Origin of the sequence: Aquiflexum sp. (assembly GCF_041751335.1) — a bacterium.
Taxonomy (GTDB): Bacteria; Bacteroidota; Bacteroidia; order Cytophagales; family Cyclobacteriaceae; genus Aquiflexum.
In genome coordinates, this window is record NZ_JBGSXS010000332.1 from 15,958 (window position 1) to 29,337 (window position 13,380).

Genomic DNA, 13,380 nt, shown 5'->3' on the forward strand with positions numbered 1-13,380 from the left:
GCGGGAATTGGCTGGCAATCCATTAAGAAATGGAAGGAAGCTGGAAGTCCGAAGACCACTGAACTTTAAAATTCTATTTTGAACCTATGTCGGTAAACTAATTACTTTCAATATTCCAGAAAATCAAATCTAAAATCTTATATCTAAAATCTCAAAAACTACCAGAATCTAAAACTTTTCTCATTGACCCTGTTTCTGAATATCCAGTTATCCCAAATGTCGGGTGCTAAATATATTTCAAGTCCGATATTGAAGGAAAGAAAACCGTCATATCTTTCATCTAATCCAGAACCCCTTCTGATTCTTCCTCCATTGTTAAGAATTCTGTCAACATCGGGTTCTCCGTTTTCTTTTATAAAGTTAGGATTCCTTATCGCCAATCTTAACCTATCAGGACGAGGGCCATCACCGTTGACCCCATAGTCATTGACCAAATCGACATAAAATTCTTTGATGTTAAACGCACTAATATCGTCCATATAATCTGTCAATGTCCACCTGTAATTCATTTCTATTGTAAGATCAGTGTAGACATTTAGTTTATATTTCATACCTATTCCTGTCGGAAAAACAATGATATGTTTCTCATAGGGATTATTTTCCAATTGTAACGGCCTTAAGTCAACCCAATTTCCATTCAGTTCTGCTTTCGGGGTATTACTTGATACACCTACTCCGGCAAAGCCATATAGGTTAAAAAAACTTCTGGTAATATTATAAACCTTAACTGGCTTGATATGAAACTCTGCGATAGCGGCCGCCTCCCAATTTCTGGCACGAAAATGTAAGTTTCTGGGTTGTCTTAAACTTCGGGGATCTGCCGGAGGATCCTGACCGGAAATCTGATAATAGGTAAAATCTCCTCTTAATCTTATATAGGTACCCATTGTCCTTCGGATTGCGACATTGGCATTCCAGTCAGGCTGAATTCCTTCATTGTATTTCCAAAGTGAATACAACTCACCAAAATACTGTGTCGGTCCTACTGATGCAGAGACAGACCATGGTGCGTCAAATCTGTACCTATAAAAGCTTTGTGAATAGCCTTCAAAAGTCAGAAAAATGACAAAAAGTATGAAAATTAACTTTTTCATTTATGTTAATATTAAAGTATTCGGGGTGATTATTTGCGAGATACTCAGAAATCCGTCCTAAAGAAATGAAAAAAAATCAATTTTTCAATGTATCACCTCCGGTAATGATATGTATATCTATTTGAGGGAAAGGAATTTCTATTCCCTCTTCTTCAAATCTCCTGAAAATTTCGTAATAAAGCTCACTTTTAAGAACCTTTGGTCTATTTACAAATTCAGAGGTCCAGACCCTCAAAAAAAAGTTTAAGCTACTATCACCAAATTCATCAAAGAGCACATCAGGTTTGGGTTCTTTCAAGATGCCTTCGTGTTTTAAAGCTACTTCAATTAATATTTGCTTTACTTTTTCAGGTTTTTCTTTGTAGGATACACCCACAGGAAAATTGAATCTTATCCTCCGGTCATTGTGAGACCAATTGATTACCTGATCGTCAATGAATTTAGAGTTTGGAATAATCACGCTGATATTGTCATTGGTTAGGACTGTGGTGGACCTGGCGGATATCTTAAGGACATCTCCTGCAATTCCTTCTACTTCAATCCTGTCACCCACTTTGATGGGTTGCTCGAAAAGAATGATCAATCCACTGATAAAATTATTGGTAATATTCTGCAGACCAAAACCAATACCGACACCCAGAGCACCAACTAAAATCCCAAAGGCGCTGAGGTCAATACCAGTGGTCTGAAGGATGGAAAACATTCCGGCAATGATGAGCAGGTATTTGACTATGGTACCTACAGATTGCCTAGTTCCCTGTTGGATATTGTAATTTTTAAGTACCTTGCTTACAAGGAATTTTTTGATCCATTCCGAAATGACAAATAAAGCAATGATTGAAAAAACTAAGGTGAAAATCAATCCAAAAGTAACCTTAGATTCACCCATTGAGAAGAGTCTGTAATTTATTAAGTCGTTAAGCAATTCGAAGAATCTGTCCACTTTATTTTTTATTTTACTTTCCTATACCAATACCCAAAAACTTTGTAATAATATTGGCTAAATTAAACTATCTGTGGCATAATAATAGTTATGATTAGACTTTTGTTTGAAAAACGGTAGATAGTTTTGTTTTGAAATTCAAAAATGCAGGATTTAAAATAATTGATTGAATTTTGGTTAATTTTGTGACATGAGTAAGCAAAGAGATGAACTGGAGCACAGGCTTAAGCTCCGAAATATTAAACTTTCTGATTATGATGACATCCGTGAAATCATGGTCGCAATATATAAAGATCAAGGTGGGGCTTGGACCCGACAAGAATTAAAAAACCAACTCAAAGTGTTCCCAGAGGGACAAATTTGTATTGAGGATAATGGAAAAGTAGTAGCCGCCGCATTGAGCCTTATCGTGGATTATACCAGATTTGGTGATAACCATACGTATGATCAAATTACTGGATTTGGGAAATTTGATACCCACGATGATGATGGAGATACCCTGTACGGAACAGATGTGTTCGTAGATAAAGAATACAGAGGAATGCGTATTGGTAGGAGATTGTATGATGCCAGAAAAGAGCTTTGTGAAAACCTGAACCTCCGTTCCATTATTGCCGGGGGAAGGATTCCGGGATATTCCAAATATGCCGATCAGATGACCCCACGGAAATACATTGACATGGTGAAAAGCAAGGAGATTTTTGATCCTGTATTGTCATTTCAATTGGCGAATGAATTTCACGTAAGAAAAGTAATCACCAAATACCTTCCTGAAGACACAGACTCTAGAGCATACGCCACGCTCTTGGAATGGATCAATATTTATTATGAGAAAGATGAAAAACTCATAGGCAATAAAAAGTCCATTGTCAGATTGGGGCTGGTACAGTGGAAAATGCGACGGTTTAACAGTGTCGATGACCTGATGCAGCAAGTCGAATTCTTTGTGGATACCGTTTCAGGATACAAATCAGACTTCTGTTTGTTACCTGAATTTTTCAATGCACCGTTGTTGGCTGAATTCAATGATATGGATGCCTCAGAAGCCATTCGGAATCTTGCAGACTACACAGATGAAATCGTCAGTAGGATGAGCGATCTGGCACTTTCATACAATGTCAATATCATTGCCGGAAGTATGCCTGAATATGATGGGAAAAAACTTCGAAATGTCAGTTACCTCTGCCGCAGAGATGGTACCACAGATAAACAGTATAAATTGCATATCACCCCGGATGAGCAATCCTATTGGGGTCTTCAAGGTGGTAATGGCATAAAAGTATTTGACACGGATGCTGGTAAAATCGGAATCCTGATATGCTATGATGTCGAATTTCCGGAACTGGGCAGGATTTTGGCCGAACAGGAAATGGATATTCTTTTTGTGCCCTATTGGACCGATACAAAAAATGCTTTCTTAAGGGTGAATACCTGTGCCAAAGCAAGGGCAGTAGAAAACGAATGTTATGTCGCCATTACCGGTTCTGTTGGTAACCTTCCCCGCGTTGAAAATATGGATATCCAATATTCTCAATCTGCGATATATTCTCCTTCTGATTTTTCCTTTCCTCATGACGCCACTGTGGCACAGGCTGCAGAAAACGCGGAGACGACCATTGTAGCGGATGTGGATTTGGATCTTTTAACCAAACAAAGAAAAGCGGGAAGTGTCAGGAATCTAGACCAGCGTAGGTTGGATTTGTATTCTATTCAATGGAAGAAAAAGAAATAAAATGAACAACTACCTTAAAGGAGTATCAGATACCCTAAACCAAAAGGCTGAAAAGATAAAATTGATCATAACCGATGTGGATGGTGTTTTGACAGATGGAGGAATCATTTATGATGATGGCGGAATGGAATACAAAAGATTTAATGTTAAAGATGGCTTTATTGTAGACCCGTTACGGAAAAACGGCATCCTGATAGGTGCTATCACGGGCAGGAATTCCAAAGTTGTTGAAAATAGATGTGAAGAACTCCGTTTTGATTTTCATTACCATGGTGTCAGAGATAAATCCCAAAAACTCAAGGAAGTCTTGGAAGTTCTCGAAATCAATTTGGAAGAAGTCGCCTATATTGGAGACGACCTGATTGATTTGCCTATTCTGCAAAAAGTGGGGTTTTCAGCTTGCCCTGCTGATGCCCTCCCCTATGTTTCTGAACATGTTGATTTCATCTCATCTCTTCAAGGAGGGCAAGGAGTGTTCAGAGAAGTTGCAGATTTAATTTTACATTCCAAGGGATTATTGTCCCCAATAATCAATAAGTATATCAATCAATAAGATGAAAAGATCTAACATTCCCATGCATATTACGGAACATATAGTTCTTGGCAACGGAAAACCCGTTTTGTTTGCCGGTCCCTGTGCTGTCGAAAGTTTTGATATTTGTATGGAAATCGGCAGTAAGGTCAAGGAAATAGCAAATCGGTTGGGATTTTCCTATGTTTTCAAAGCTTCCTTTGACAAAGCAAACAGGACTTCATCATCTTCATTTCGCAGTATCGGAATGGATAAATCACTTGAAGTCCTTCAAAGAGTTGGAAAAGAACTGCAAGTCCCATTGGTGACAGATATTCATGAAAGCTATCAGGCTGCTGAGGTGTCAGAAGTTGTAGATGTACTTCAAATCCCGGCGTTTTTGTGCCGACAGACAGATCTTTTGTTGGCCGCTGGAGAGACTGGAAAGGCTGTTAAAATCAAAAGGGGTCAGTTTATGGCTCCGGAAGACATGCAATATGCCGTTTCTAAAGTAAGGTCTACTGGCAATAATAATGTTTGTTTGACAGAAAGAGGTTTCAGCCTTGGCTACCATAATTTGGTGGTAGATATGAGAGGATTGCCCATCATGAGGCAATTTGCGCCCGTGGTATTTGATATCACGCACAGTGTACAGCAGCCGGGAGGAATGGCAGGCAGTAGTGGTGGACAAAGAGAATTTGCACCTTTCTTGGCCAGGGCTGCGGCAGCTACAGGTATTGATGGTTTTTTTATTGAAACTCACCCTGAGCCCGCCAAAGCTTTGAGTGACGGTCCTAATTTGATTCCTTTACATAAAATGGATGGTTTTTTAACCATGCTTTTGGAATCATGGACTCTAGGTCAAAAATATCAGGATTTTGAGGTTTGATATTTATGAATTGGATAGATAAATTACCTATGAAAATTTTACTGATCTTCATTTTAACCATTTTTATTTTAATTCCTGCCAATTCACAGGAGGTAATTGTTGAAAATGGTATCCCCTCTATCATCAGGGTATTTTTGGAAATCACAAGTCCAGAGGAAAAGCCTGCTGTAGGGGGAGAAGGATTATTCAGTTCGGTGGTTATGCACCGATTTTACGGTGAGAGGAACTTTAGGCCTGCTTGGACAAAAGATGCCAAATTGCTTGAAATTGCCTATGAAATGCGATATGAATTAGGACAAGCCAAATATGATGGCCTGATGCCGGAAGATTATCATCTTGCCTCTATCAATTTTTATTTTGATAAAATTGAAACCACATTTAAGGCTGGACGAAAAGTATCCAATTCAGATTTGGCTGCGATTGATGTACTTTTGACAGATGCCTACGTCATGTTATCCTCCCATTTGAATATGGGTAAAGTAGACCCAGAAAGCCTTAAAACCACATGGAATATCCAAAGAAGTTCTCCTGAACTAAGGATAGACCTTAGATTGGAATCAGCATTGGCCAATGGGAGCATTCGAAAAAGTTTTGAGGAAATTTATCCTTCATTTGTCATCTATAAAAGAATGAGGGATGGTTTAAGGCAGTTGTTTGATGATCAAAATAGATTTGAAAAGGAGCAACAAGGATCTTGGAAATCTTTAAAAACAAATAAGTCAGTAAAACTTGGAGAATCGGACAATATCATTCCTGAAATCAGAAATAGACTATATTTCTGGGGGTTTTTGCAACCGTACGTGACTGAAGGGGAAAAGACTTATGACAGTATTATGGAGTCGGGAATTAGAATTCTACAAAAGCGCCATGGCATGGAACCCGATGGCGTAATAGGACAGGGAACAATCCGAGCGGCAAATATGACTCCCGAGGATCTGATTACAACTGCATCTGTTAATTTGGAAAGGCTAAGATGGCTTCCTGACAGTATCAAAGACCTTGAACTGATTTTGGTAAATACAGCTAACTTCCAGTTGGATTTTATACAAAGGAGAGATACAATTTTCTCTTCCAAAGTGATTGTGGGGAAAAGCTACCACTCCACTCCACAGTTCAGCTCCCAAATGTCATATATAGTTTTTAGCCCTACTTGGACAGTCCCTGCTTCAATTATACGAAATGAGATTGTTCCAGCAGTTAAAAGAGATCATCAATATCTTGCGAAGAAAAACATGAGGTTGCTGACTTCCTCGGGATCTGTTGTGGATCCGAATACCATTGATTGGGGAAAGGTCAACCCACGAAGTTTTCCATATATCGTCAGGCAGGAACCCGGAGAGCAAAATTCGCTGGGTTTGGTTAAATTTATGTTTCCGAATAAATACAGTGTTTATATCCATGATACTCCCTCAAGAAGTCTTTTTGCCAGAGAAGATAGGGCTTTAAGTCATGGGTGTATCAGGATCCAAAAGCCATTTGAGCTTGCAAAGTTCCTGTTGTCCTTTGATAGTAATTGGACTGATGAAAAAATCCGAAATGCTATGAGGCAATCTAGAGAACAAACTGTGATGCTGGATAGAAAAATACCCGTTGTAATATTATACTTGACTTATTGGACTGATGGAAAAGGTAATCCTTATTTTAGACATGATTTTTATAATCGTGATTCAGAGATATTCAGTGCACTAAGAAATACGAAATGATCAATTATCAGGCGTTTAAAATTTGGGATTGATTGAGGTAATTGTCGTCTTTACCATAAATAAAAAGCACAGACTTTTCTTTGATCAGATCTATAATTTCAACTGTAATCTCTTGGGGCAGGGCCGGACAACCTAAGCTTCTTCCCAACCTCCCTGTTTGTTTGATAAAATCTTCCTTAGCGTAATCTGCGCCATGAATTACGATGGCTCTTTCTCTTGCATTGTCATTGAATCCCGGTTCAAGTCCATCCAATCTTAATGAATAACCGTGTTTTCCTTGATAGGTCTCTGCTGTCAAGTAAAATCCAAGACTGCTCATATAAGAAGAGTTTTTGTTGGAAAATTTCTGGGCCATTAGATCACCTGAATTTCTTCCATGTGAAACATGGCCAAAGTGTAAAATGACTCCATCTTCCATGTCTATGATCCACATTCTTTTCTCAGTAGAAGGCAGTGAAAAGTCAATCACGGTTAAGGGTTTTCCTTCTGACATATTCCCTTCTTCTTTCAATTTCAGATAGCCCTTGATCCCCAAAGAGAGAATATCCGTTTTTGGAACAATAAATTTTTCATTTGAACTATTGGAGTTGATGAGACCAATGTAATGTTCCTCCAATGAGTTTTCTTTTAGGATCGAAGAGGGCGAACTATTGACCAAGAAATAACTTGAAAATGTGCTGCCAATAAATAAAGTGATGAGTAGGGTGATTTTTCGCATTACTATTTGGTAATGAAATGATTACAAAAAAAGTTCCAAAATACTTAATTTGCAAGTCGGTGAGGAAAGATTATAAACAAAAGATCAGAACTTCCTTAAATTGCTAAAAATGTTGAATTAAGGTATGGAACTGTTTTTATTTAATTGAATGTTAATCCTCTTTAATTGAGTTCATCCGAAAATTAAAATAAAAAAAAATCATATAACCATTGATAGTCAATAAATTAAATAATTTGTTTAAAGATTTTGTAAAAAAATTAAACAAAAATCAACAACTGTCTGTTTGAACAACATGAAAGTAGCAGTATACAGAAAGGAGCATTTCAATGCTGCCCATAGATTACACAATGTCAGTTGGACTGATGAAAAAAATGAGAAGGTCTTCGGAAAATGCAACAATCCAAATTTTCATGGTCACAATTATGAATTGGTTGTAAAATTGATAGGTGATGTAGATCCAGAAACAGGTTACGTATTTGATATGAAAATATTAAGTGACCTAATCAAAGAAAGCGTCTTGAATAAGTTTGATCACAAAAATTTAAATTTAGATACCGATGAATTCAGAAATCTTAACCCAACAGCGGAAAACATCGCTGTGGTTATTTGGAATATTTTAAGAAAAAAAATTGATTTAAAACACGAATTAATTATTCGACTATATGAAACAGAAAGAAATTTTGTTGAATACGATGGGAATTAATGGTTCCCATATCATTGATGAGATGGGGGATGAACATATTGGCACATCCTTCGAAACCCCTCTTAGAGAAGATGCATTTGAGATGGATGATGATCTTAAGATCGAGTTGATTGAAAAACATTTCAGAGAAATTATGCACGTTCTTGGACTTGATCTATCCGATGATAGTTTGAAAGGAACACCCAGAAGAGTTGCTAAAATGTATATCAAAGAAATTTTTAGCGGTCTAGATCCAAAGAACAAGCCAGATGCTAAACTCTTTGAAAATAAGTATAAATACAATGAAATGTTAGTTGAAAAGGATATTACCTTCTTCTCTAACTGTGAACACCACTTCGTACCTATTTACGGTAAGGCGCATGTAGCTTATATTTCAAATGGAAATGTAATTGGGTTATCTAAGATAAATCGTATTGTTCAATACTACGCTAAAAGGCCTCAAGTTCAGGAGAGGTTAACAATGCAGATAGGAAACGATCTCAAGGAAGCTCTTGGAACCGACGATGTAGCTGTAATCATTGATGCACATCACATGTGTGTATCCACAAGAGGAGTACAAGACGTCAACAGTTCTACAGTAACTTCTTTCTACAGTGGAAAATTTGAAAAAGATGAAAATTCACGGGCTGAATTGATGAAATATATTAGCCTCTAAAAATATATATTGAAAGCTAAACCAAATCAAACCGGTCAGAAATGTCCGGTTTTTTAATTAGATGAGCATTTAGTTTTAAGTTGACATCAAGTATTTGGAAAAGAATAAAAGTTTTTGATCCGAAATGGTAGGTTAAACCGCAGATTGTAAAGATTAATAATTTAGCAAAACAATTTTGTGTCACATTGATTATTTAAATAAAACCAAAAAATGAAAAATAAAAACATTGTAGTAATTGGAGGAAACTCCGGAATAGGAGCAGCTTTGGTAGAAAGATTACAAAATTTAGGATCTCATGTCTTCAGTTATTCAAGGAGTCAGGAAGGCGATAGTCAATTGGATGTGACTAAGGATTTTGATACAATAAAAAACCTGCCAGAAGTTATTGATGGTTTGGTTTACTGTCCCGGAACTATCAATTTGAAACCTTTTCATAGATTCAGTATAGAAGATTTCCAAAATGATTATAATGTGAATGTATTGGGTGCAGTAAGGGTTTTACTGAATTGTATGAAAGGGCTGAAGAAATCCAGCAGTGCTTCAGTAGTTCTGTTCAGTACTGTTGCAGTGGGAGTTGGATTGGGTTTTCATTCCTCTATTTCCAGTGCAAAAGGAGCGGTGGAAGGGCTTGCAAAATCTTTGGCTGCTGAATGGTCTGTTAATAAAATCCGGGTAAATGTAATTGCCCCTTCTTTGACAGATACTCCTTTAGCCAATCAGTTACTTTCGTCAGACGATAAAAAAGAAGCTTCAAATAAGCGACATCCACTTGGCAGATATGGCAAGCCTGAGGATATTTCTTCTGCCGCCCTTTATCTGTTGTCAGAAGATGCAAGCTGGATGACAGGTCAAGTGCTTCATCTTGACGGTGGAATGAGTGCTATCAGATAAGCTTACAGCAATGTTTTTTTAAACAATTTATGGGTTAAATGTGTAATAAATCTAGGGTATTGTCCCTAAGTATAAAGTACAGACATTATGAGGACTCCACCAGAATCATTTTTGATTTTCAAGGAAGAACTGGAAAAAGCCAGAATTGAAAAGGAAAGGCTCAAAAGAGAATATGAAATCAAATTGGCAGATATGAACAGGGAGTTGGCAAGATTGAAGGAACAGATTCAATCCCAACAGGAACTTATTAAAACAACCTTGGACTATGCCATTCGTCTTGAAGAGAACTTGGGAAGTTTTAAAGCGGAAGTCACCAATGGTCACCATTTAAAGAACCGTTCATTTCACTAATCCATCGTCATCATGAATATTACAGCCAGTGCCATAGAATTCAATAATTTCGAGCTGATGTTCGAAATCAAATATGCAAAGGTATTTGCCAATCAGGGAAAAGGAATGATCATTTGTGAATTGCTTACAGATTATATTCCTATTGATGATTTCAAGGAAGTTTTTAGTGAAATTTCAAAAATAGTTGAAAATGGCAAGTATGAAAAATTCATTTTCGACAAAAGATCCTTAAGAGCTTTTCACCAGCCCAGTATGGAATGGTATTTCCTCAATTGGAAAAATAAGATGTTGGAACTAGGCCTGCATAAACACAGAAAAATTCTTCCAGATGAAAAATGGTTTGAGAAGATGGTGATGATAGCCAAAGAACAGATCATGAAAAACAATCCGGATAATATTATTCATTTACTTGATATCAAATACTGCAATTCCATCGAAGAAGCGATTTTGGTATGATGAAGTATTTCAATAAGGCCTCTGTCATGGAGGCTGAATCATTTTTTAGAAGAGATCTGATCAATTCGTTAGCAGGATACAAAAGTCTTAACCTCATCGGGACAAAAAGTAAATCAGGCATCACCAACTTATCACCCTTTTCACAGGTTTTTCACATAGGAGCATCACCGCCTTTGGTTGGTGTGCTGTTTAGACCTCATACTGTAGAAAGGCATACATTGGAAAACATCATAGAGACGGAATTTTTCACACTCAATCATGTAACACCAGATTTTTATAAACAGGCCCATCAGACTGCCGCCAGGTATGAAGGTTCTGAATTTGAGGCGACAGGGTTGGAAGAATACTATCTTGATGGTTTTTATGCGCCTTTTGTATCATTAAGTCCACTACAGGTTGGATGTCAATTGTTAGAAACCCAAACTCTAAAAGTAAATGGCACAGAAATGGTCATTGGTGCCATCGAACATATCCGTGTAGATGAAAAAGGACTTCGGGAAGATGGCTCTCTGGATTTGAATGCATTGGGCACAGTGACCGTCTCAGGATTGGATGAATACCATATTGGCAAAAGATTGTCTAAATTAAGCTATCCAAAACCGGGGAAGGAACTGGAGGAATTGCTTTAGGTATCCAGCAGTTTTCAGTGGTCAGTAGGCAGTATTCAGTGGCACACATAGGTCATCCGACATCGGTCACAACTGGCATAGAAGTCGATAAAAAAACGATAAAATGAACCTTCTAGAACTCACACCTTCAGGATTATACTGCCCTCAGGCGGATATTTTTATTGATCCTTGGAAGCCTGTGGAAAAGGCGATCATTACTCATGCCCATTCTGACCATTCCCGGTATGGGATGAAACATTACCTTGCCCACCACCATTCGGCTGAGGTTATGAGGCTCAGGTTGGGCCAGGAGATTTCCTTGGAAACCATGGATTACAATGTGCCAATTCAAATCAATGGTGTACAAGTCTCTCTTCATCCAGCAGGACATATCCCGGGATCTTCCCAGATCAGGTTGGAATATAAGGGAAAAATAGTAGTAGTTAGCGGAGATTATAAAGTTGAGGACGATGGGCTTTCTGCTCCTTTCGAAGCTGTCAAATGCCATGAATATGTGTCGGAGTGCACCTTTGGAATGCCCATTTATAAATGGCAGTCCCAAAAGGAGATTTTTGAAAGCCTGAACGATTGGTGGAAAAAAAATACAGAACAGGGACGCAATTCAGTGGTATTTGCCTATTCATTGGGAAAAGCCCAGCGTATTATCAATCACCTAGATTATTCGATAGGGGAGGTATTTGCCCATGGGGCTGTTTGGAACACCAATCAGGCTTTGATAGCCAATGGGGTAAAAATCATAGATATTCCAAAAGTGACGCAGGAAATACCCAAAAGCAGGTTTAAAGGTGCATTGATCATTGCCCCGCCTTCCGCAATGGGAAGTCCGTGGATGAAAAAGTTTTCACCTTACCGGACGGGGATATGTTCAGGTTGGATGAATATCCGAGGTGCAAGACGCAGACGGGCTGCTGATGCCGGATTTGTACTCTCTGACCATGCGGATTGGGAAGGATTAGTTTCAGCCATCAAGTCAACCGAAGCAGAAAAAGTTTACCTCACCAACGGAAGTACTGCGGTTTTTAGCAGGTATCTGGAAGAAGTAGAGAAAATTCAGGCAGTGGAATTGGAAACACTTTTTGAAGGGGAGAATGGGAGTGAAGCGGTGGATTAAAATCTCTTAAAAAAAATAACATTTTGAAGCAATTTGAATAATTGCTGATTTTAAATCGAGTTCAAGATAAAGATTTCGATTCCGTCCCTTTAGGGACAAAATATTGGTAAAATTTGAACTTGCAAATTAATCTGCAGTGCTTTTAGGTACGGAATATATTTTGTACCTAAAGGCACAAATACCTATCATTAATCGTTTTTTCTACCTATATAATGTCCCTAAAGGGACTATCAAAAATAGGTATGTCTTAACTTTTTGTCAATTTAAATTGACAAAGCTGAAAAAATTATCCTTAATTTCATTTTCCACCTTACCACAAAGAATATGAAAAGAAACATCATCACCCTCATGCTTATTTTCATCATTTTGTCCTGTACTGAGCAAAAGTCAGCATCTTCCTACATCCAAACTGTCTCCGGAAAAATCAGTCCCGATGAAATGGGTTTGACCTTGATCCATGAGCATATTCTGGTGGATTTTATCGGAGCCGATTCCACGGGATATCACCGATGGGACAAAGATTCTGTGGTACAGCGGGTGCTTCCATTTTTGGAGGAGATCAAATCAAAAGGGGTAAAAACTATCATCGAATGCACCCCAAGCTATCTGGGGAAAGATCCTATACTGCTTCAAAAGCTGACTGATCTGACAGGAATCCGGTTCATCACCAACACAGGATATTACGGTGCAGTTGGGGGGAAATACCTGCCTGAACATGCCTTTTCTGAATCAGCCGAAGAATTGGCCGAGAGGTGGATACGGGAATTTGAAGAAGGAATTGAGGATACCGGGATTATTCCGGGTTTTATTAAGATCTCTGTCAATGATAGAGCCCAGCTTTCTGAAATGGACAAGAAGCTAGTACAGGCTGCGGCCATTACCCATTTGGAAACAGGTTTGTTGATCGTGTCGCATACGGGACCATGGAATACTGCAAAAGCGGAAATTGATGTTTTGATGGATTCCGAGGTGGATGTCAGCAATTTTGTCTGGG

The 13,380-nt window shown here is 38.2% G+C and carries 15 protein-coding genes; 12 read left to right on the forward strand and 3 right to left on the reverse strand.

What is annotated here, in order from left to right; genetic code table 11:
• Positions 1 to 158 precede the first annotated feature (158 nt).
• The gene (locus ACEW8U_RS18665; RefSeq protein WP_373523573.1) at positions 159 to 1,094 is read right to left on the reverse strand and encodes a hypothetical protein; all 936 of its coding nucleotides are present in this window, start codon (positions 1,092 to 1,094) and stop codon (positions 159 to 161) included.
• 76 nt (positions 1,095 to 1,170) lie between these two features.
• On the reverse strand, positions 1,171 to 1,983 hold the full coding sequence (locus ACEW8U_RS18670) for a mechanosensitive ion channel family protein (RefSeq protein ID WP_373523587.1): 813 nt from the start codon (positions 1,981 to 1,983) through the stop codon (positions 1,171 to 1,173).
• 244 nt (positions 1,984 to 2,227) lie between these two features.
• On the opposite strand from ACEW8U_RS18670, the gene ACEW8U_RS18675 reads away from it, so the two are divergent.
• From ACEW8U_RS18675 to ACEW8U_RS18690, 4 genes are read left to right on the forward strand one after another with little or no spacing between them, the layout of a single operon-like run.
• Complete coding sequence (locus ACEW8U_RS18675; protein WP_194976914.1) at positions 2,228 to 3,769, forward strand: bifunctional GNAT family N-acetyltransferase/carbon-nitrogen hydrolase family protein; 1,542 nt, start codon at positions 2,228 to 2,230, stop codon at positions 3,767 to 3,769.
• A 1-nt stretch (position 3,770) separates the two neighbouring features.
• Positions 3,771 to 4,322 (forward strand): KdsC family phosphatase, encoded by a 552-nt coding sequence (locus ACEW8U_RS18680; RefSeq protein ID WP_373523574.1) that lies wholly within the window; start codon positions 3,771 to 3,773, stop codon positions 4,320 to 4,322.
• Position 4,323: 1 nt separating this feature from the next.
• Complete coding sequence (gene kdsA, locus ACEW8U_RS18685; RefSeq protein ID WP_373523575.1) at positions 4,324 to 5,169, forward strand: 3-deoxy-8-phosphooctulonate synthase; 846 nt, start codon at positions 4,324 to 4,326, stop codon at positions 5,167 to 5,169.
• A 29-nt stretch (positions 5,170 to 5,198) separates the two neighbouring features.
• The gene (locus ACEW8U_RS18690) at positions 5,199 to 6,872 is read left to right on the forward strand and encodes a murein L,D-transpeptidase (protein WP_373523576.1); all 1,674 of its coding nucleotides are present in this window, start codon (positions 5,199 to 5,201) and stop codon (positions 6,870 to 6,872) included.
• A 7-nt stretch (positions 6,873 to 6,879) separates the two neighbouring features.
• Here ACEW8U_RS18690 and ACEW8U_RS18695 read toward each other — a convergent pair whose 3' ends face one another.
• On the reverse strand, positions 6,880 to 7,590 hold the full coding sequence (locus tag ACEW8U_RS18695) for a murein L,D-transpeptidase catalytic domain family protein (RefSeq protein ID WP_373523577.1): 711 nt from the start codon (positions 7,588 to 7,590) through the stop codon (positions 6,880 to 6,882).
• Positions 7,591 to 7,882: 292 nt separating this feature from the next.
• Here ACEW8U_RS18695 and ACEW8U_RS18700 point away from each other — a divergent pair, with 292 nt between their 5' ends.
• The 8 genes from ACEW8U_RS18700 to ACEW8U_RS18735 form a co-directional block, all read left to right on the forward strand.
• Complete coding sequence (locus ACEW8U_RS18700; protein ID WP_373523578.1) at positions 7,883 to 8,293, forward strand: 6-pyruvoyl tetrahydropterin synthase family protein; 411 nt, start codon at positions 7,883 to 7,885, stop codon at positions 8,291 to 8,293.
• Positions 8,253 to 8,948, forward strand: coding sequence for a GTP cyclohydrolase I FolE (folE, locus tag ACEW8U_RS18705; protein WP_373523579.1), 696 nt, complete (start codon positions 8,253 to 8,255; stop codon positions 8,946 to 8,948). Before ACEW8U_RS18700 ends, folE begins: the two co-directional genes overlap by 41 nt.
• A 210-nt stretch (positions 8,949 to 9,158) precedes the next feature.
• Positions 9,159 to 9,839, forward strand: coding sequence for an SDR family NAD(P)-dependent oxidoreductase (locus ACEW8U_RS18710; protein WP_373523580.1), 681 nt, complete (start codon positions 9,159 to 9,161; stop codon positions 9,837 to 9,839).
• Between the two features lie 87 nt (positions 9,840 to 9,926).
• Complete coding sequence (locus ACEW8U_RS18715; protein WP_373492871.1) at positions 9,927 to 10,190, forward strand: hypothetical protein; 264 nt, start codon at positions 9,927 to 9,929, stop codon at positions 10,188 to 10,190.
• A gap of 12 nt (positions 10,191 to 10,202) precedes the next feature.
• The gene (locus ACEW8U_RS18720) at positions 10,203 to 10,646 is read left to right on the forward strand and encodes a hypothetical protein (protein ID WP_373523581.1); all 444 of its coding nucleotides are present in this window, start codon (positions 10,203 to 10,205) and stop codon (positions 10,644 to 10,646) included.
• Positions 10,643 to 11,275: a flavin reductase family protein gene (locus ACEW8U_RS18725; RefSeq protein ID WP_373523582.1), complete on the forward strand. Its 633-nt coding sequence runs from the start codon at positions 10,643 to 10,645 to the stop codon at positions 11,273 to 11,275. Before ACEW8U_RS18720 ends, ACEW8U_RS18725 begins: the two co-directional genes overlap by 4 nt.
• Positions 11,276 to 11,378: 103 nt before the next feature.
• Positions 11,379 to 12,386: a ligase-associated DNA damage response exonuclease gene (locus ACEW8U_RS18730; protein ID WP_373523583.1), complete on the forward strand. Its 1,008-nt coding sequence runs from the start codon at positions 11,379 to 11,381 to the stop codon at positions 12,384 to 12,386.
• A 324-nt stretch (positions 12,387 to 12,710) separates the two neighbouring features.
• Positions 12,711 to 13,380 (forward strand): phosphotriesterase (locus ACEW8U_RS18735; RefSeq protein ID WP_373523584.1); only part of this gene is annotated, 670 nt, incomplete at its 3' end.

What these genes read in the sequence shown, in the direction of transcription:
- ACEW8U_RS18695 (WP_373523577.1), bottom strand. Translation starts at nt 7,590, where the DNA reads ATGCGAAAAATCACCCTACTCATCACTTTATTTATTGGCAGCACATTT.
- ACEW8U_RS18670 (WP_373523587.1), bottom strand. Translation starts at nt 1,983, where the DNA reads ATGGGTGAATCTAAGGTTACTTTTGGATTGATTTTCACCTTAGTTTTT.
- ACEW8U_RS18710 (WP_373523580.1), top strand. Translation starts at nt 9,159, where the DNA reads ATGAAAAATAAAAACATTGTAGTAATTGGAGGAAACTCCGGAATAGGA.
- ACEW8U_RS18720 (WP_373523581.1), top strand. Translation starts at nt 10,203, where the DNA reads ATGAATATTACAGCCAGTGCCATAGAATTCAATAATTTCGAGCTGATG.
- ACEW8U_RS18725 (WP_373523582.1), top strand. Translation starts at nt 10,643, where the DNA reads ATGATGAAGTATTTCAATAAGGCCTCTGTCATGGAGGCTGAATCATTT.
- ACEW8U_RS18690 (WP_373523576.1), top strand. Translation starts at nt 5,199, where the DNA reads ATGAAAATTTTACTGATCTTCATTTTAACCATTTTTATTTTAATTCCT.
- ACEW8U_RS18675 (WP_194976914.1), top strand. Translation starts at nt 2,228, where the DNA reads ATGAGTAAGCAAAGAGATGAACTGGAGCACAGGCTTAAGCTCCGAAAT.
- ACEW8U_RS18665 (WP_373523573.1), bottom strand. Translation starts at nt 1,094, where the DNA reads ATGAAAAAGTTAATTTTCATACTTTTTGTCATTTTTCTGACTTTTGAA.
- ACEW8U_RS18715 (WP_373492871.1), top strand. Translation starts at nt 9,927, where the DNA reads ATGAGGACTCCACCAGAATCATTTTTGATTTTCAAGGAAGAACTGGAA.
- ACEW8U_RS18680 (WP_373523574.1), top strand. Translation starts at nt 3,771, where the DNA reads ATGAACAACTACCTTAAAGGAGTATCAGATACCCTAAACCAAAAGGCT.
- ACEW8U_RS18730 (WP_373523583.1), top strand. Translation starts at nt 11,379, where the DNA reads ATGAACCTTCTAGAACTCACACCTTCAGGATTATACTGCCCTCAGGCG.
- folE (WP_373523579.1), top strand. Translation starts at nt 8,253, where the DNA reads ATGAAACAGAAAGAAATTTTGTTGAATACGATGGGAATTAATGGTTCC.
- kdsA (WP_373523575.1), top strand. Translation starts at nt 4,324, where the DNA reads ATGAAAAGATCTAACATTCCCATGCATATTACGGAACATATAGTTCTT.
- ACEW8U_RS18700 (WP_373523578.1), top strand. Translation starts at nt 7,883, where the DNA reads ATGAAAGTAGCAGTATACAGAAAGGAGCATTTCAATGCTGCCCATAGA.